Genomic DNA, 20,042 nt, shown 5'->3' with positions numbered 1-20,042 from the left:
CCAGCGAACTGACTAGCATTCCAGTCATCTGAGTCATGCGCGCTTTAGTTGTTGAGGACCAGGCACCTGTCAGGAATGCCATCGCGAAACGGCTCCGCGCTTCAGGGCATGCGGTTGATGAGGCGGCTGATGGCGCCACCGCCGAATCGTTTATCCAGTCATATACCTACGACGTATGGGTCCTGGACCGGCTCCTGCCCGATGGCGATGCACTGCTTCGCCTGAAGGGCTGGCGAGACCGCGGAGTGACCACGCCTGCGCTGTTCCTGACCGCTTTCGATCGCGTGGCTGATCGGCTGAGTGGCTTCGAGGTTGGGGCCGATGACTATCTGGTCAAACCGTTCGACATGGAAGAGTTGCTTGCTCGCCTTGCCGCGATAGCGCGTCGTGGATCAGTCATCAGGCCTAGCATTATTCGTATTGCCGACCTCGAGGTTGATGTCGGGCGTCGTGAAGTTCGGCGCGCCGGCATTGCCCTCCCTCTGCGCAACAAGGAGTTTGTCGCCCTGCAGTTGTTGGCGGAGCGTGCTGGAAAGGTCGTGTCGCGCGATGAGCTGATCGCCGGGTGTTGGGGTGAGGAAAATCAGCCGGCGTCCAATGCCGAAGAAGTGATCATTGCGTCATTGCGCAGAAAACTGGGCGGGCCGCCGCTGCTTCGCACAGTGCGCGGCGCTGGATACATCCTTGAGGCGCCTGATGACAAAGCGTCGTCATAACACCATCCACCAGCGTCTGTATCTGAAGCTCACCGTGAGTTGGGCTGTCGCGTGGATCGTGGGCATCGCGTGCCTGGGCACGTTGGCCATAAGCATGAATGCTCGGCTGGGGCGCGTCGGGCTCGAAGACATGCTGCGGCTGCGGGCGATGGCTGTTTATGGGCTGAGCTGGTTCGATGCACAAGGCCGCTTCCACGACGAACTCCTCCACAAAGAGCCTGGCCTGCTCACTGGCGGCGTTGATATCTGGGTTATCTCGCAACGATCGCCCGATACCGTCCTGCTAAGGCCCAAACAGGCCATATTCAACATCCGCGCTCCCGCCGAGCTGGCGAATGCCAATGCGGGCAGCGAGGACGGCGTGATCCGCGAGGGGCGCGACAGCTCGGGCGCCTCTTATTTGTCTTTGGCAAAAACCACCTACGACGACGCCGATCACGTTGCGGCGAGGATCCTCGTGTTGGGCGACCCAAGAGCGATCGATGCGGCACACGCCGTCTTTACGCGCAATCTCCTGTTTGCAGTGACCGCGCTTGCCCTGCTCGGCCTCGCGGTCGGCACCCTGCTGGCTCGCCAGGCCCTGCGCCCTGTTGTGGAGACCATGGATATCCGTGAGCGCTTGATCGCGGCAGCGGCCCACGAACTTCGTGCACCGGTGGCCAACCTGCTCGCCATCTGCGATTCGGTGGGTTACGGAGATATCTCGCTGGACGAAGGTTTTACGCAGGTTCGTCATGTGGCGCGAACAAGTGCGACGTTGATCGACAAGCTGCTGCTTCTGGCGCAGCTCGACTCGTCGGCCGCCGGGGTCATGAAGGAAAAAGTCCGCCTTGACCTGATCGTAGAAGCGGCGCTTCCGGAGGGACATGGCATCACCACGGACATGGAGGAGTCCGTTGTCGTTGCGGACCCGCGCCTCCTGCAAATCGCGGTGCGCAATCTGATCGAGAACGCGTTGACCCATGGACGTACCGACAGCGACACCGGCGCTTCGGTACACGTAACAGTGCGCCATCACACGGTCACGATTGAAGATGATGGCGCCGGCTTTCCGATGGATCAGTTGGCGAGTGCGCGGGAGGCTTTTCGCAAGGCACCAGGGAGCCCGGGTTACGGTCTTGGCTTATCCATCGTGCAGCACATTGCCGAACTTCATGGTGGCCAGCTGATTCTCGAGAACCTCGCGCCGCACGGCGCCAGGGTGCGCCTGCAGATCAGCTGAAGGCTGGGCTGGAAACCCCCAACAAACATGCATTGTTCGTCTTGCCTGCCCTTCCCAAGAAAGGTGCTGGATACAGGGCGGGTCAGGTATGGGTGACGCCACATGAAATGGTGCGGTGACGGGAAAGCAAGGCCGGGGTGTCAGCTCGATATCAGGTTGGCCCCGTAAGGTGCCAGCCGAACCCTTCATGCGCCCGGCGCGCACCCCGAGGTAACGCCATGTCACATCGCGAAACGAAACGCCTTGCCACCCGTCGCCCGGCTTTGCTTCTAGCCGCCATGGCACTTCTCAGCACAGCATGTGCCGGTGCCCAAACCACGATGCCGCACGAGAATGTCCGCCATGAAGGCACCTGGCTGCAGTGGCCGCATTCCTATACCTATGGCTCCACCTACAGGGACCGCATCGAGTCGACCTGGATCGAAATGACGCGCTCCCTGGTAAGCGGCGAAAAGGTTCACATTGTCGCCTACAGCGCCAGCGAGCAGGAGCGCATTCAAAATCTGCTGACTGAAGCCGACATCCCGCTGGCCAACGTGACCTTCGTGGTTCAGCCCACGGACGATGTGTGGGTTCGCGACAACGGCCCAGTTTTCGTTTATGGCCCTGACCACGCCATGGCTATTCAAAGCTGGGGCTTCAATGGCTGGGGCGAGAAGCAGTCGTATCACTTGAGCGCGGAAGTTCCCGCGGTGGTTGCGAGAGAGCTCAATATGTCGAAGGTCGACCTCAGCAACTATGTTGTTGAAGGCGGTGCCGTGGAAACCGATGGGCGCGGCACTTTTCTGGCCACGCGCAGTTCTATCCTCAACCCCAACCGCAATCCAGATGTGACCGAAGATCAGATGGATGCGGTGCTTGCCGCCAACCTGGGTGTTTCAAACTTCATCTGGTTGGACGGTGTTCGGAATGCCGACATCACAGATATGCATATCGACGGCTTTGCGCGATTTGCGACAAGCGACACCATTGCCACGATGAGTCCGGCCGACCTCAATGACTGGGGCCTTTCCTCCACCGACATCCAGCGACTTTACGCTGCCAAAGATGTCAATGGTGCGCCATACAAATTCGTTCAATTGCCGCTCACCGAAAACAACGTGGTGACGAGCTACGGTAAGGACCTCGGATACAAGGGCTCGTACGTCAACTTCTATGTCGGCAATTCGGTCGTGCTGATGCCAACGTATAACGACGCGAACGACGCCGTCGCCAAAGCGGCGCTTCAGCGGGTTTTCCCGGATCGCGTGGTGGTTGGGATCGATGTGCGAAATCTCTACGCCAATGGCGGCATGATCCATTGCGTCACTCAGCAGCAGCCAGAGGGCAGCTTCTGACAAGGCTTTAGTGTTTCGGTCGTACGCCCCATGGGCTGGCCAACCTTTCTTGATGCGTTCGCGCATCGATTACCTTGATCGCGTCTGTGGACTTACGCAAAGCCATGTCGGCTGCGTAGTCCGCTAACGCTTTACCTAATGCAACGATCATGAAATTGACGAGACGCAAGTTTATTGAAGCATCGATGACAGCCGGTGCCTTTCTCTTGGTCGCTCCCTTGTCAGGGTGCGGCGGGGATGGCGGCGGTGGCGAAGACGCCGCCGCGGGCGGCAACACGCCCGGGAATCCGGGGGTGCCTACTTCCGTGACCCTCAAAGTCCCCAGCGAAGGTGCGGAGCACGCGGCGACATGGATGGCGTTTGGCGCCACGGTGTCCGCCTGGGGTGACGATGCCACCATGGTGGCCGCCAACCGGAACGGGTCGACGGACCTGCCTCTAACCCGAGCCATGGCGCGCGAAGACCTTATTCGTATCGCGACGCAGCTGTCGCGCTTCGAGTTGGTCAACATGCTTGTCGACACGCCCAGGAGCGTGAACCTCAACCGCGGCGATCAGGATCTGGTCGATGCGAACGCACACGTGGCCCGCATGATTGCCGGCGTCGGCGAAAAGAACACCATCCAGTTCACGTCAGCGCCGATCAGCGCTTCGACAACGCAGTCGCCCTATCAGACAACGGCCAACGGAGTGCCTGGCGGACGAATCCTGGTCGCCTCCCCTACGACCGGGCCGGATGCCGATAAGCCGTTGCCTGCCATTCGATCTGATCGGGTCAGCTTTGCACGGCAGCCGATCAATGACCTGTGGGTTCGGGATACCGCGCCCGTCTTCGCCAAGGGCTCGGATGGCCGGACCTACGGTATCAACTTCAATTTCAACGGATGGGGCCAGGGCTTTGGCCCGAACAATGACGGGCTGGCGCCGTCGGCCAACAATCTCAACGGTCTTCGTCAGGCCACCGGCCTGGCTTCGCTCTTTCGATACGACACCGTCAAGATGGGACCCTTCGATGCAGCCAACGGCCTGGGTGGCGTTGAGTTCCAGGTCATTGATGGCGACATGGACGTTGCGCACTCGATCATCGAGCGCACCGGGGCAACCCCGATGTCCACGTGGCTCACGATGGAGGGAGGAGGCGTGGAATTGAGTGGCAACGGGCTGGCCATCGTCACCAAGAGCTGCGTGATCAACAACAACCGCAACCCATCCAAGACGGTTGCAGAGATAGAGGGCGAATTCAATCGACTGCTCGGCGTTCGCAAGGTCTATTGGATTCCCGGTGTCAGGGCGTCCGAAATTACCGATGGCCATGCCGACTTTTACATGCGGTTCCCGTCCGCTGGAGCATCTGCCTTTGCGACGGTGATCCTGGCCACATGGGATGGCGGCAAGGTCAACGACAATGACCGGCAGCCTACATCGGTTGATGCTCTGAACTTGTCCGCCTTGCTGGCCAGCCTGCCGGGCGGCGCGTCCCCGCAGACGACGGCTCAAGAAAACCTGACCTATTTCGGTTCGGCCGCACCGGTGGTGAAGGTATGGCAACCGATGCCTGCGGGGGTACCCACGGCCGTAGTCACATTGGGCTCGCTAACCATCAATCAGATTCCCATCAGCGATCTCGCCGCGCTCTTGCGGCAGCGCGATCAGATCAACATCGTTCTTCTGCCGACTCCGGACCTCAGCAAGGTCAAGTCGACGGTCAATGTGCGATCAACGGGCATCAACAACGCGCTGGTGACATACAGGCCAGGCTTTGAAATCACGTTCGCCGCCGGCTACGTTGGCTACTATGAGGCGAACCGGTGCATAGTCATGTCGCAGTTCGGCGATCCGACGAATGATCTGCTCGCGTTTCAGATCGTCCAGGCCATCTACCCTGAGCGTTACGTCATTCAGATAACCACGGACGGCATTGCGAACGGCGGCGGCACGATACATTGCGCGACACAGCAGCAAATCAGCTGATGTAACGGTAGCCTGGCCGCCTTCCGTTGGCGCGCATTAGTCCCATGACGATAACGCTCCCGAATCACCCAACTCCGGCGCCCGAGTTGGGTTCAAACGAAAGTACACGCTGTCACGTCAAAATCCCTTGCTGAGCTGCACCCACGCTCGCGTGGACGGACGCTTGCCCGCCCGTGCCGGCGTGCTGCCTACCGGTTGTCCCACTTGAATCTGCGCCACCCATTGATCCGGGCCCGCCCAGTTCAGCCCCAAGCCCACGCTGCTCAGCGTGGCATGGTTGCTGCCGGTGTTGCCGGCCCACCGCTGCGGGTTGATCCATATGCCACCCTGATCGACAAACGCACTACCCTGCCAAGCACCGCCCGGCAGGCTCAAGTCGTGGCGCAATTCCACCGCGGCCAAGTATCCGGAAGCACCCGCCAGTGTGCTCACTTCGTAGCCGCGCACGCTCTGCATGCCGCCAAGCAGGAACTGCTGGGAGGAATCCAGGTTGCGATGGCTGTACTGACCACTGAGTGCCACGTACAGGCGCGTCGTGGCAGTGATCATCTGCAGACGGCTCACACTGCCATCCCAATGCAGCTCGTGGCCCTGCTTGTTAGTCGTCAGGGCATCACTGGCCTTTGCTGCGGGGTCGTCAAAACCCAGTTGCCCGCGTGTCACCGATAGTTGTGCCAGCGTCACACCTCCCCCGCCCCACTCATCACGGTGATCAAACGTGCCATTGGCCATCCAGTCCCACGAGTGGCGGTCGTCGTGCACACCGGTGCTGCCGGTGTCGTCCGCCAGATGGCGATTGTCGACTTGCAGTCGGACGCTGAGATTTGTGTTGGGGCTGCGCACGATGGGCTGGAACAACCAAGCGCTGGCTGCCGTGGCATGCCCTCGGGCATCCAGTTTCGACAGGCCATCGCCCAGTTGGTAGGACAGCGCGGAGTACGCCAGTCCGAACCGGGTGCCCGCACCATTGAACGCAAAGTCGTAGGCCACGTGGCCGTAATGCATGTGCCCGTCGGAAACCAGAGCCCCCGCGCTGAGCTGATCGCCGAGGCCCGCCAGATTGTTCACAGCCACGTTGCCACCGAGACGGAATCGACCGGTATAGCGATCACCTCCATCGTCCAGCGTTAGGTTGCCGGTTACGGCCGGCAGCGCCTGCGCGTCAACACTGAGGTTGCTGGTTCCGGGTGCGTTGCCGGGGCCTAGTACGGCATGCCCTTGCACCCCTGGCAGATCGTTCAACAGCAGCAACTGGCGATCCAGGGAATCCTGCGTTACCAGTTGGCCGGATTGCAGCGGACTAAGGGTGGCGTTGAGCAGGCTCGTCTGGACACGGCTGTGGTTGCTCACTTGCACCTGGTCGTAGCGCGCCTCGACGATCTTGAGCTGCACCAGGCCATCATTCAACGCTTGTGCCGGTACGATCGCACGGGACAACGGATAACCGTGAGCGCGATAGAAGTCAGTAATGCGCTGAGCGATGGCCGAGAGCGTCGCGAGCGTTTGCGTGCGGCCTTCGCCATAGGCGACCAGTGCATGCAGTGTGGCGTTATCGAAAACCGTGTTGCCGCCAACAACGATCTGCTTCACATCGAAAGGGGTGTTGTCGTTGGCTTGGGCAGTCTCGGGGGGCTGGATCTGCACTGCCGGTTTACTGCGGGGCAACTGCTGCTGTGAGGGCTGCGCCTGTTGCAATAGCTGGCCGCTGCTGGGCGGTACCTGTTGCGCGAACGCAGGGGCAGCCAACAGGGTCATGGCGAGGGGCGACAAGCGCAACGTGATGGAACGTGTCACTGGCAGGCATCCGAAGGGCGTGAAAGAAGAATGGGTGCGAGTCGTTATGGCAGGCGCACGCCGTCGCCTACTACGCGGACGTCCGGGGCGTAGAGATCCGACACGGCAATCGGGGAGGCAGAACGAGGCGGCATTGCGGCCGGCGACGACTCGCTCCGCGTGCCTGCCGTCGACAACAGCAGGCCACCCGGTGATGGCGCCGCGCCAGTGGGCACCCGCTGTCCCAACTGCTGCTGCATGTACGCCACGCCTGGCAACGCAACGTCAGCGCTGGCCGCCACGTTGAATGCCTGCGCATTACCAGCAGCCTGCACGAAGACGTAATTGCCATCGTTGGCGGCCAAACCGCTGCCGTCGATGGCGTATTGCCCGGCCGGACTCTGTGCGGTGGCCGAAGTAGCAAAGGTCGGTGTGCCGGTGGTGGCATTGGCCAATGTGTCGCCACCCTGGAAACCGCTGACGGTGCCAGTCAGCGTCGGAATCGCCTGGCCGCTGTACCACTTCACCGGTGTCGCCACATAGGTCAGCGTTGCCGGCGTTATCGTGAGCGCGCCGCTGCCATAGGTGATGGCGTAGTTGTTCGAGGCGAGACCGCCGGGCGTGAGTGTGTAGCTGCCCACATTTATGGCGCCTTGCGAACTGCCGCCATAGGTCACCACCCCTCCCAGCACGGCGGCGGTTTGCCCATTGACGAAACCGCTATAGGTCACACCATTGCCGCCACTGTACGGCTGTGCGTTGTAGATGGTGCTTGCGTTATTGGCCGTGACGGTGAGTCTCGCTGGCGTAATTGTGCCGATGGCGGCGCTGGCGGTGCTGTTGCCCAGTATGTAATTGCCCGCCCCGCTGCCGCTGATCGCCAGCCCAGTCACCTGGACGTTGATGCCGCTGCCGACATTGGCCGTGGCATAGGTACCGGAGGTGGGGTCGTCGAGGCTTACCGCATCACTGCCGATCACACCGGTCAACGTGTAGTTGCCTGGCGCCAGCGTTGCTGCCGTGGTGCCGTCGTACACCTTGCGTACTGTGCCAACGAGGCCAGCCGTCAAGGTGGCCGGGTTCACCGTGAGCACGCCGTTGGCGTAATTGATCGTGTAGTTGCTCGAGTTCAGCCCGGCTGGCGTGAGGTTGTAGAACCCCGCATTGAGGGCACCTTGCGAGTTACCGCCGTAGGTCAGCGTGCCACCGAGCAACGACGGGGCTTCGCCATTCACGAAGCCACTGTAGGTCACACCATGGCCGCCGCTGTAGGTGATGCCGTCATACGTCTTGCCAGCGTTGTTTGCAGCCACCACCAGCGTCGCCGGCGTGATGGTTGCCGCTACATGCGCGCCAGTGGACGCCAAGGCGTAATCGCTCGCCCCCGAGCCGTTGCTACCGGTAACGCCGCTGATGCTCAGGCCCGAAACCGTAACGTCAGTGGCACTGGCCACGCGCGCGCTGTTGTAAGCCACGCTGGTGTCGGCCAGGCTTGCACCGGTATCGCCGGAGACTAGGCCGCTGTAGCTGTAGGTTGCGGCAAACCCGGCTGGAGCAGCGATCGTGCCATCGTAGGTCTTGGTTACGCCGCTGTTGGTCAAGGTCGCCGTCAGTATCGCTGGCGTGATGCTTGCCACCCCTGCCCCGGTGGTGGCGGTGGTGCCCGACAAGGCGTAATCGCCCGACACGGAATTGTCGCTGCCGTTACCGGTGATCGACGCCAGCGACAGGCCGCCTTGCGTGATAGCCGTCGCCGAAGCGACGTGAGCAGAATTGAATACCGGCGTGGCCGAACTACTCACCGTAGCGCTGTCGCCCGACACCAGGCCCGCGAAGCTATACATCGGGCTAAATCCGCTGGGTGCCGCCGTGGTGCCGTCGTAGGTCTTGGTGACGTTGGTGGTATTGGAAAGCGTTACCGCCACCGGCGCTGGCGTGATAGTGGCCGCCACGTTCGCGTTGCTGGAGGCCAAGGCGTAATCGTTGACCTGTGAACCGTTGCTGCCGGTAACGCCGCTGATGCTGAGGCCCGACACCGTAACGCCAGTAGCGCTGACCACGTGCGCGCTGTTGTAAGCCTCGCCGGTGTTGGCCAAGCTGACGCCGGTATCGCCGGAGACCAGGCCACTGTAGCTATACGTCGGGGTAAAGCCGAGTGGTGCCGCAGCGGTGCCGTCATAGGTCTTGGTCACGCCGCTATTGGTCAGCATCGGCGTCAGCGTCGCGGGTGTGATGGTCGCCGACACGCTCGCGCGTGTGGACGCCAAGGCGTAATCGGTAGTCACCGAACGGTTGGTGCCGACAATGCCGCCGATGCTCAGCCCCGATACGGTTACGCCGGTGGCGTTGACCACGTGCGCACTGTTGTATGCCACACCGGCGTCAGTCAGGCTGGCGCCGATATCGCCGGATATTAGCCCACTGTAGCTATACGTCGGGGTAAAACCGAGCGGCGCAGCGGTCGTGCCGTCATAGGTCTTGGTCACGCCGCTATTGGTCAGCATCGGCGTCAGCGTCACGGGTGTGATGGTCGCCGCCGCGCTCGCGCTGGTCGACGCCAAGGCGTAATCGCTGGCCTGCGAGCCGTTGCTGCCGATAATGCCGCTGATGCTCAGGCCCGATACCGTAACGTCAGTTGCGCTGGCCACGTGCGCGCTATTGTAGGCCGCGCCGGTATTGGTCAAGTTGACTCCGGTATCGCCCGAAGCCAGCCCGAAATAGCTATATGCCGGGGTAAAGCCGATCGGTGCACTGGTCGTGCCGTCATAGGTCTTGCTCACGCCAATGTTGGTCAGGATCGGCGTCAGCGGTGCCGGCGTGATGGTTCCGGCCACGGCAGAGATGGTGGGCAGCGCCACGCTGTAGTCAGTGCGCTGGCTGCCGTTCGTGCTGCTGCCGATGTTCATTCCGAGGCTACCGTTGGCACCGATGCTGCTCGCACTTGCTACGTGACTGCTGTTGTAGGCCAACACGATGCCGGTGGTATCGAACGACAGGTTATCGCCGCTGAGCGCTCCGCTAACGCTGCCACCGATCAAGCTGGCGCCAGTCGCCGCCATGGTGCCGTCGTAGACCTTGGTCGTCGTGCCGCCGATGGTCGGCGCCGTGGCGGTCAACACGACCGGCGAGATGCTGGCCACACCACCAGCGGTGGAAGCGGTGGTGCTCACCAACGTGTAGTCGCTGAGCACGGAATTGTCACTGCCGTTACCGGTGATCGACGCCAGCGACAGGCCGGCTTGCGTGATCGTCGTTGCCGAGGTGACGTGAGCAGAATTGAATACAGGCGTTGCCGAACTACTCACCGTAGCGCTGTCGCCCGACACCAGGCCCGTGAAGCGATACATCGGGCTAAATCCGCCGGGTGCCGCCGTGGTGCCGTCGTAGGTCTTGGTGACGTTGGTGGTATTGGAAAGCGATACCGCCACCGGCGCTGGCGTGATAGTGGCCGCCACGTTCGCGTTGCTGGAGGCCAAGGCGTAATCGTTGACCTGTGAACCGTTGCTGCCGGTAACGCCGCTGATGCTGAGGCCCGACACCGTAACGTCAGTAGCGCTGACCACGTGCGCGCTGTTGTAAGCCACACCGGTGTTGGACAGGCTGACGCCGGTATCGCCGGAGACCATGCCACTGTAGCTATACGTCGGGGTAAAGCCGAGCGGCGTCGCTGCGGTGCCGTCATAGGTTTTGGTGACGCCGCTATTGGTCAGCATCGGCGTCAGCATCACGGGTGTAATGGTCGCCGCCACGCTCGCGCTAGTCGACGCCAAGGCGTAATCGCTGGTCAGCGAACCATTGCTGCCGACAATGCCGCTGATGCTCAGCCCAGACGCGGTGACGCCAGTAGCGCTGACCACGTGCGCGCTGTTGTAAGCCACGCCGGTGTTGGCCAAGCTGACGCCGGTATCGCCGGAGACCAAGCCGCTGTAGCTATACGTCGGCGCAAAGCCGACCGGCGCAGCGGTCGTACCGTCATAGGTTTTGGTCACGCCGCTATTGGTCAGCGTCGTCGTCAACATCGCCGGCGTGATGGTCGCCGCCACGCTCGCACTGTTCGACGCCAAGCTGTAATCGCTGGCCTGCGAACTGTTGCTACCGGTAATGCTACTGATGCTTAGACCCGACACAGCAACGCCGGTAGCGCTGGCCACGTGCGCACTGTTGTAAGCCACGCCAGTGTCAGTCAGGCTAGCGCCGGTATCGCCGGAAATCAGTCCACTGTAGCTATACGTCGGCGTGAAACCGACCGGCGCATTGGTTGTGCCGTTATAGGTTTTCGTCACGCCGCTGTTGGTCAGCGTCGCCGTCAGCGTCGCTGGATTGACCGTCAGAGTCGCGCTTGGCGTTCCAAAACTCAGATCGTAACTGGTGGAATACGCCGACGACACATTCTCGGTATAGCTGCCGGCGTGCTGTGCGTTCGTCAGCCCCAGCGTGATGGCCGAAAGATCTGGCGATGCAAGCGAATAATTCAATACTGCGCCAGCGTGATTGGTTCCGTCATACGTCACCGTCTGATTACTTGCGCTTATCGTCAGCGGAGTCAGTAGACTTTCGAGCAAGGGCGTGGTGTTGCCGGCGTAGATTCGCCAGGTGTTGCTGCTGCCGGCGCTGGTTGCGATGGTCCAGGAATAACTGCCCGGCTGCATCATCTGGGTGTTGGACAAACCGGTCATCCCGGTTGTGGAGGTGCTCGTGATGTCGGTTCCGCGGGACTGGCCGGTGGTCGTTACATCCCAATAGCTGGTCGCAACCGTGCCACCATTGATAGACCCAACCAGACCTCCGAGCGTATCGATTGGGTTACGGCTCGACACGCGACCGGTGGCGTAAGTGTCGGTGATCGTGCCATCGTTTTCGCCTACCAGCCCGCCTATGGCGTTCATCGTACCCGGATAACTGGCGTACCACGACACACTGCCCGTTGCGTAAGCGCTCTGAATGTCGCCCCCGTTAATGCCGACCAGTCCACCGATACTGTCCGCCGCTGCCCCGGCAAAGAAATAGGAGCCGCTCACAGCACCTGACGCATAGGCATTGCGAATCGCACCGTAGTTGTTTCCGACGAGGCCGCCGACCGTAGAGTAGTTTGACGACCCGCTGACAGGGCCCTTCGCATAAGCGTTACTGATCGTGCCAAGGGCTTCGTTAAAGCCAACCAAGCCGCCAACCAATTCACCATCTCCAGCGCCGCTTCCCGCGCCATTAACCGTTGCAGTCGTGAAAACGTTACTGATGGCACCTGCGTTGTCGCCCACCAGTCCACCGATGGAAGTTCCTACACCCGTGCCTGAGACGTACCCGCCCAACAAGCCAACGTTGCGGATCGTGCCCAAGGATGATCCAAACAGGCCTGCGCTGGCGCCAACGCCGGAGGCAGAACTCATGATGCCGAGGTGACTGATGGTATGGCCAAGGCCGTCAAACACACCTGAGAATGCGGTGGTGCTGTTCCCGATCGGCGTGAAGAGGCCTGAGAGATTCAGATTGCCCGCCAGCGCATAGAAGCCGCTCGTTCCCATGCCCTGTAGCGCGGCTGCACTATTGATCAGCGTATAGCCATTACCATTGATGCTGAGCGTATTGCTTCCCGTGAAGTTCACCTGGCCAGCAAAACCGCTGCCGCCCAACCCCACATTGACGCTGCTGCCCGCCGCCGGCGTGGCGCTCGACGAGCCGTTGGTGCCGCCGTAGTTCAGTGCGAGACCCGCCGAATTGCTCGCGGTCATGGTCGCGTTGATATTGATGTTGTTCTGAGCATCCAGCGTCAGCGTGTGGGCGCTCCAGCTCACCGTGTCATTGACGTTCACGTTACCGCTGCCGGTACTGCTGCCTTGGCTGGACTGGATGACAACATTGCCGCTGTTCAGCGCAGCGCCGAGCGTGGCGCCCGAAATATCACCGGAAGGTACCCCACCCGTCACCGTCCCGGTGTTGCCTTGCCCGATTGTGAAATCATTCGGGTCGATCAACCACGTTCCGGACAAGCCCAGACGAGCGGCTGTCGTGATCTTGGCCGAATCGGCAACGGTGACTTTCGATGCGCTCGTTTCAATCTGGCCACCGTTTCCGCCATGGGGGGCGCTGGCGTCGAGCGTGCCATCCACCGCAACCGTGCCCGCATCCATGCCGCCCATCAGCACGATGTGGCCATTCTTATTCTGTACGCTCTGCGCCGCGATGGTGCCGGTGTTGTTCACTGCGCTGGCGAGCACGCTGTCGCGCGCGCCTGCGGTCATCCATACATTGCCGCCGCTTGCCTCGATCAGCTGTCCGTTCAGGGCAAGCGCATTGAGCACGCTCTTGTCCACTTGCACGCTCACCAGCTTGTTACCGCCGAAGTTGAGCGTGACGGCGCTGCCGCCAGCGAGCGCCACGCTACCCAGCTGTGCGTGAATTGCCCCCTGGTTACTGACTTGGTTGCCCAGCAGGGCCGCGTAGCCGCCGCCAGTAACAGTGATGGTGCCCAGATTGGTCACGCTGCCCTTGCCCGCGCCGCTGAAAGTCAGCGCGCCGGTGCCCAGCGCGCTGTCGCTGACATTCAGCGTCGAGGCAATGAGGCCGCCCACGTTCACCTGCGCACCCTGGCCAAACAACACGCCATTGGGATTGATCAGGAACACCTGGCCGTTGGCGTTGAGGTGGCCAAAGATCTGGCTTCCATTGGTGTCGGCGATGCGATTGACCGCTATGGCGCTGGCGTTGGGCTGCACGAAATCCACGGTGGATTGGCTGCCGATATTGAAGGTCTGCCAGTTGAGTGAGAGATTCTGACTCTGCTGGGTAATGGTGAGTGTGTCGCCATGTTGCGCGAGCTGGCCGGAGCCGCTGGTGACCTGGCCGCCGGTGGGTAGTGCGTTGGCAGCCACCGCGGAAGCGGTAGTGAGCGTAGCCTTCGCGGTATCCACGCGCGGCGATGGTGCCGCTGCGAATGCCAGTAGCGGCAGGCTCAAGGGCACACTAGCCAGCCATACCGCACAGCGCGCGCCACCCGCAACGCTGCGCCCACTTTTGGTACGACCGCGGGCGAGTTCCGACGCCACTTGAAGCACGCCCAGCCTGCGATTCCAGACCAACCGAAAAATATGGTTCACCAGATTGCCCCCCTGTGCGGCGCTCACGCTTCAGCGCCAGAATTCATGTCATGCGGTAATGGTCTTCGCCCGCCGATCGTGATCGGCACCGAAGCTGTTCATCCGGTTGAAATCGACGCCGCGCCATCTGCGCGGCGTCGCCGCTGCAGCCCTGCTCAGAACGCTACATTCAAGCTCAACCGCACAGCCTGGTCCTTGCCATGGCTGGCGAACTGCCCCTGGTAATTGGCATCCATCACGACGCGTGGGCTGAAGTGCCAACTTAGCCCGCCTTCGACGGTCGCTTGGTTGCTCGTGACCGGCACACCATCCACCGCGAACGCGGAGCCTCCAGAGGCGAATTGCGCCTGGATGGAAGGTGTCGTGGCTCCCCAGGTGTGCCGCCAGCCTGCGCCGGCATATGCGCGAACGGCCCCCTGCGGATCCAGCGTTGCATAGATGCGCGCGCCCAGCGTGGCGGTTGTCATGCTGGAGGTTTGGCCGGCCACATTGAGCGATGCAGACGACCCCGTTTCATGGATCGCATCGGTGCGCAACTGCATACGAGCCACGTTGAGATAGGGCTCCAACGCAGTGTGGCCGAACTGGAGGCGATACCCGCCTTCGACATAACCATGAACCAGACGAGCATCGTAGCGAGCATCGGCAGTGGTCGCGCCGCCAGCCGCACCGACTTCACGCGTGCTGTTGATCTGTTGCCACGCATAGGCCAACCCGCCGCGGACTTGCAGCGCATCCCATTGCGTCGCTGCGTACACACCCACGTGGGTGGCATGTACGTGCGCATCATCACCGCGTTCCGCCGTGCGCGTGGATTCCACGCCGGTACCCGCGAAAGCACCGAGTCTCGCCTGGCCACCCACGGGAATGTCGGCGCCGACCAGCAAGCCGCTGCTGTCCACATTCGAGCGTGCGGCATTGCCATCGCCGTCGATCTGCCCGACGTGGCCCCATGCGGAAGTCCAGGCCGTGACGTCGCCGCGCGTTGCCGATCGCGCGCCGGCATCAGTTTCATCCTGGCCCTGCAGATGGCGATTGACGGCATCGCGCACGTAATAGCTGTCGTCCAGCAAGGCGGCCCGCGTGCTCGCGTGCAGTTCGCCGGACAGCGGGTCGTAGCTGGCGGGTACCTGGGCGGCATCCATGCTCATCAAGGTGTCGTAGATTGCGTGGCCGTAACCCATGCGTTCGATACCAGTGGCCACTGCGCGCTGGTTGCGTGTGGTGGCGAAGTTGGTCAGCGCGACATCGTTGCGCTCGAGGAACAGGTTCACCGCATTGGCGCTGTAGCTCAGCATCGGCGTCAGGAAGGCAAGATTGCTGCTGATGCCATCGAACTGGCCGCTCACTCCCTGATTGGCGGTGAGCAAGGTGTAATGGGTACCGGGGCCCCAATGGCCAGCCTGCGCCAGTACGGCGACGTTGCCACCCAGAATGGTTGCTTTGCCGTTCACTGCGATCTGGTCGCTGCTGCCATCCGGTCGCACTTCGAGCTGATAGCTGGAGCCTTTCTCGAACACGGCATTGCCCGCTACGTGCAGCGTGCCGATGGAGTTTCCAGGCGCAATGGCGCCGGCAAGGTCAAGGCTGCCGATGGTGCCCATGCCACGCAATGCAGCGTCTGCATTCACCAACACCATGCCATCCAGCGTCGCACCCACATGAGCATCGTCGCCGACCACCAGCGTGCTTCCGCTCACCGCGGTGTTGCCGCTAAACGGATTGGTGCCATTGACGACCAGCGTCCCGCCACCCAGCAGATTGAGCTGACCGTTGCCGGAGAGCGAGCCGTTGAACACGCCGTTGCTTTGGGTGAATGCCAGCGTAGCGTTATCGATGATGCTGCCCTGCAGGCTCTGCGTATTGCCCTGCAGTGTGCCGGCACTGATGGTGGTGCCACCGGTGTAAGTGTTGGTGCCGCTCAGCGCCAGTATGCCGGCGCCCTGCTGCACGACACGACCGCTGCCGGAAATCGCATTACCGAAAGTCGCATTGTCGCTGCGATTGAAAACCAGTGCGCCGTTGTCGGTCACGTTACCCGAGATGGAGCCGGTGGCGCCGCCATTGCCGAGTTGAAGCGTGCCCGCATTGATCGTGGTGCCGCCGGTGTAGGTATTGGTACCGGAGATGATCAGCGTACCGGTGCCGGTCTTGGTCAGCGCACCGCCACCGGTGATCGCGCTAGACACGGTGAGGTTCGCATCGGTCTGCAAGGTGCCATTGCCTGCAAGGTTCATCGCGCGCGCCGTCGTGAACGCCGCAGTATTCTCCAGTGTGCCGCCGTTGAGGGTCATGCCGCCCGACGTTGCACCGAGGTTGGCGTCACTGGTCACAGACACGGTGCCGCCATTGATCGTGGTACCGCCGGTGTACGTGTTATTGCCAGCCAGCACCAAGGTGCCCGCATCGGTCTTGGTCAGCCCTGCACTGCCGGTCAGTACGTTATTGATCGTTGCAGTCATGCCGGCCCCGGCACCGCTACCGTCGCCCACGCGAATCACCGGCGTGCCGGCATGGCTGCTCACCAACTGCAATGCGCCGCCACTCATCACATAGCCGTTTGCCGCGAACTGCATTCCGTTGGCTTGCACCGCACCTGCGCCGTCATCCACCGTCACCGTGCCCGCGGTGCCGCCGAACACAGCGAAACCCGGCTGCGGCTGCAACATAAAGTTCAGCGCGCTGCCGGTTGCGTCGGTCCATTGCGGCGAAGTGTTGGACCAGGTCCCGCTGCCGCCGCCCATCCGCGTGGAGGACGCCAGACCGTTGGCATTCCAGAAGTTCAGCGTGAGGCCGGTGATATCGATCAGGTTGATCTGCTTCTGCGCCGTCAGGGTTTGCAATTGCAAGGTCTGGCCGGCTGGCGTGGTGCCCAGCGTCAGGCCACCGTTCGTTTCACTTAGCGCGCCGCCGTAGGTGAGCACGCTATACAAACCCGGCCCCATGCCGCCGACGTCGCTGACGTTGAGCGTGGCGCCGTTGAGCGAGAGGTTGCCGCCCACGTGCACGCTGTCGCCGGTACCGGTCGTCTGGAAATTCGCACCCGGCGTGCCGAAGTCGTAGTTCAGCACGCTGCCTTGTGCCAGGTTGAGATCGCCATTAATGGTGAGCGTGCCGATGGAATGGCCTGGCGCCAGATACCCGCCATTCAACACATTGACGCTACCGCCGATGGTGCCGTGACCGCGCAGTGTCGCGCCGCTGTCCACCGTGACGTTGCCGCCCAGCGTTGCACCGTTGCCGGCCGCGCTGCCAACGACCAGCGTGCCGTTCGCCACCGTCGTGCTGCCGTTGAAGGCACTGCTGTTGCCATCGAACATCAGCGCTCCGCTGCCGCTGTAGCTCAACGAACCGTTGCCGCCGATCGATCCGGAAAACACGCTCGCACTGTTATCCGTGATGTTGAGCGCGGTGCCGCTGAGCTGGAGCGCGCCGGCGCCGTTGAGCGATGCGATCTGCTGCGATGCGTTGGCGAAATCGACTTCGGCGCCGCTGGCAATGACCACTGCGCCCGTGCCGAGGCTGCCGGTGGAGGCCACCGACAATCTCCCGCCATTCACCCAGGTGCCGCCGGTATAGGCGTTGGTCTGGTTCAAGGTCAGGGTGCCGGTGCCTTCCTGGATCAGCGCGCCACTGCCGTTGATCGACCATCCTGGATTGGCCTGGTCGGAGTGATTCCACGCCAGCGTGCCATTGTCGTTCATGCCACCGAACGGACCGCCGAACGGGGACAGATTGATGGCATCGGACGTACCGCCGCTACCGACCTGCAACGTCGCGCCGCGGTTGATCGTCATGCCCATGATGTTGCTGGAAGCACCATTGTCGAGCAGCGTGCCGCTGCCGGCCACGGTGAGGAAGCCTTCTCCGTAGAAGCCTTGTTGAAGATTCAACGTTGCGCCGGAGCCGACCGAAATGGTTCCGCCGCCATTGACTCCCACCTGGGCGCCGATCGCCGTGCTCGCGGCCACGTCGAGTTCGCCGTTGACGGAGAAGGTGGACGTCGGGGCGGCGTTGATCGCGCCGTTCACCGCCAGCACCGCCCTGTGGGACACGCTCAGTTCGGTGGCCCCATTGATGTTGAGGTCGCCGACCGACACGCTGGCCGCGTTTCTGCCATCGCCGATCTGCACGATGCCATTGTCGGCGGTAAGGGTTCCCACCGATTGCGTGCCGCCGCTGCCACTGAGCAGGACCAAGCCGTTCGAGCTCGCCGGATCGGCGTTGATCACCAACTGTCCGCTGCCCGAGATCGCACCGGTGAGCGCGACTTGGTTGCTGGCGAAGTTCATCGGATTGCCGCCGTCGGCGTTGAGTGTGCCGCCGTTGCTGCCGACCACGATGTTGCCGACGTAAGCCGCCGCACTGCTATTGGTGAAATTGAGCGTGCCGCCGTTGAACGTCACGGATGGACCAAGCTCGGCGCCGTTGGTCGATGACACCGACAGCACGCCTGAATTGAGCACCCAGCCTGCCCCGCTGCTGTTGGTGCCGGTCACTGTCCAGGTGGACGAACCGGTCTTTTGCAACGTGCCGAACCCGATGTACTGGGTGCCGCTGAGCGTTCCGGACTGCGTCGAAACCACGTTGGTGAGGTCAAAGCTGCCGCTCGCTGTACCGCCCAGCGCCAACGTATCGCCACCGGCGCTGACGGCATTGCCGTTCAAGGTGGAACCCGCTTGCAGCGCCAAGGTATTGCCGCCGCCGGTGAAATTCACGGCAGCCGCCTGCGCGCCGGCTCCGCTATTTCCGAATCCACCCGAAATGGTGCCGGCGTTGATGATGGTCGAAAGGCCCGACGCAGCGACACCCGCGCCTCCTGCTCCTGCCACACCACCCACGCCACTACCGGCGGCACCGCCATTACCACCATTGCCGCCGGTGATGGCGCCGGTATTCATCACGGTCATCGCCGATCCCGCAACGCCGGCGCCGCCCGTACCGCCGTTGCCGCCGGTTGCCCCGCCTGGGCCACCTGCTGCGCCGCCATTACCACCATTGCCGCCGGTGATGGTGGCCTGGCTCGTCAACGTGAAACCGGAGCCGCCAACGCCATCGCCACCCGTACCGCCGAGCCCACCGACTCCACCGATGGCTCCCACCGCACCTGCGCCGCCGCTCGATCCGCCGTTGCCACCGTTGCCGCCCGTGGCGCTGGTACCGGATTGCACGGTGAGGTTGAAACCGCTGCCAGCCAGTCCGTCGCCGCCAGAGCCACCGCCACCGCCTGATGCCGTCGAGTTGCCACTGCTGGCGCTGCCGCCCGCACCACCCGCACCGCCGACGTATGAATCGGCGATTGAGACGGGCGAGGACGATGCCGTCCCAAGGTAAGCACCGGCATAACCGCCGCCACCACCACCTCCTCCGCCGCCACCGGCGCCGCCAGTACCACCCGCACCGCCGGCTGCCCAACCTTGGTAAGCGGCGCCACCGGCACCACCGGCATACAGGGTGTAAGGGGTATACGAACCGCCACCGCCGCCGCCACCGCTGCCGGCGGTACCTTGGCCGCCGCCGTTATACATATCTCCGCCGGAAGCCCCCGCCGCGGGCGAAGTTCCGCCTTGCGCTGCCGCATTACCGCCGGAGCCACCGACGCCCCAGTTGCCTGGCGGCTCATTGCGCGCGGTGCCCGCCGAACCGACAAGCCCAGCCGCGCCGGTGAACGTCGTCGCCCATGCCGCGCCCGGCATACCGGTCGTCATTGCAAACGCCGCCGCGATCGCGATCGCGATGCGCGCCGGTCGGTGCACACGGCCACTGCTCGCGTGACGGGCGTCACCACCAGCCTGCGTGCTGCAACCCAATTCCGAGACGACCTGCGGTATGCCAAGATTGCGATTGAAAACGATTCGATAGACGCGGTTCATTGGATTTCCCTGTTTTTGCGGCGCGGATTGTCAAAGCAGGGCGTCACAGAGGCGTCA

The 20,042-nt window shown here is 62.5% G+C and carries 7 protein-coding genes; 4 read left to right on the top strand and 3 right to left on the bottom strand.

Going from position 1 to position 20,042, the window contains the following annotated elements; translation table 11 throughout:
* Positions 1-35 precede the first annotated feature (35 nt).
* From OUZ45_RS05320 to OUZ45_RS05305, 4 genes are all read left to right on the top strand, one after another.
* Entirely contained in the window at positions 36-716 is a 681-nt protein-coding gene (locus OUZ45_RS05320; RefSeq protein WP_266168897.1) for a response regulator, read from the top strand.
* Complete coding sequence (locus OUZ45_RS05315) at positions 685-1,938, top strand: sensor histidine kinase (protein WP_266168896.1); 1,254 nt, start codon at positions 685-687, stop codon at positions 1,936-1,938. Before OUZ45_RS05320 ends, OUZ45_RS05315 begins: the two co-directional genes overlap by 32 nt.
* Positions 1,939-2,156: 218 nt before the next feature.
* Positions 2,157-3,275, top strand: coding sequence for an agmatine deiminase family protein (locus OUZ45_RS05310; protein WP_266168895.1), 1,119 nt, complete (start codon positions 2,157-2,159; stop codon positions 3,273-3,275).
* 149 nt (positions 3,276-3,424) lie between these two features.
* Positions 3,425-5,245, top strand: a complete 1,821-nt coding sequence (locus OUZ45_RS05305; RefSeq protein WP_266168894.1) for an agmatine deiminase family protein — start codon at positions 3,425-3,427, stop codon at positions 5,243-5,245.
* 117 nt (positions 5,246-5,362) lie between these two features.
* Here the strand turns inward: OUZ45_RS05305 and OUZ45_RS05300 are convergent, their stop codons facing one another.
* From OUZ45_RS05300 to OUZ45_RS05290, 3 genes are all read right to left on the bottom strand, one after another.
* Entirely contained in the window at positions 5,363-7,039 is a 1,677-nt protein-coding gene (locus OUZ45_RS05300; RefSeq protein WP_266168893.1) for a ShlB/FhaC/HecB family hemolysin secretion/activation protein, read from the bottom strand.
* Between the two features lie 44 nt (positions 7,040-7,083).
* Positions 7,084-14,139 carry a YDG domain-containing protein gene (locus OUZ45_RS05295; protein ID WP_266168892.1) on the bottom strand — a complete coding sequence of 2,352 codons (7,056 nt, stop codon included), beginning with the start codon at positions 14,137-14,139 and terminating at the stop codon, positions 7,084-7,086.
* Positions 14,140-14,267: 128 nt separating this feature from the next.
* Positions 14,268-19,985: an autotransporter-associated beta strand repeat-containing protein gene (locus OUZ45_RS05290; RefSeq protein ID WP_266168891.1), complete on the bottom strand. Its 5,718-nt coding sequence runs from the start codon at positions 19,983-19,985 to the stop codon at positions 14,268-14,270.
* Positions 19,986-20,042: the final 57 nt, after the last annotated feature.

It is taken from the genome of Dyella subtropica (assembly GCF_026283965.1).
In the GTDB taxonomy this organism is placed as follows: Bacteria; Pseudomonadota; Gammaproteobacteria; order Xanthomonadales; family Rhodanobacteraceae; genus Dyella_D; species Dyella_D subtropica.
This window is presented reverse-complemented; position numbering and strand designations above follow the sequence as displayed.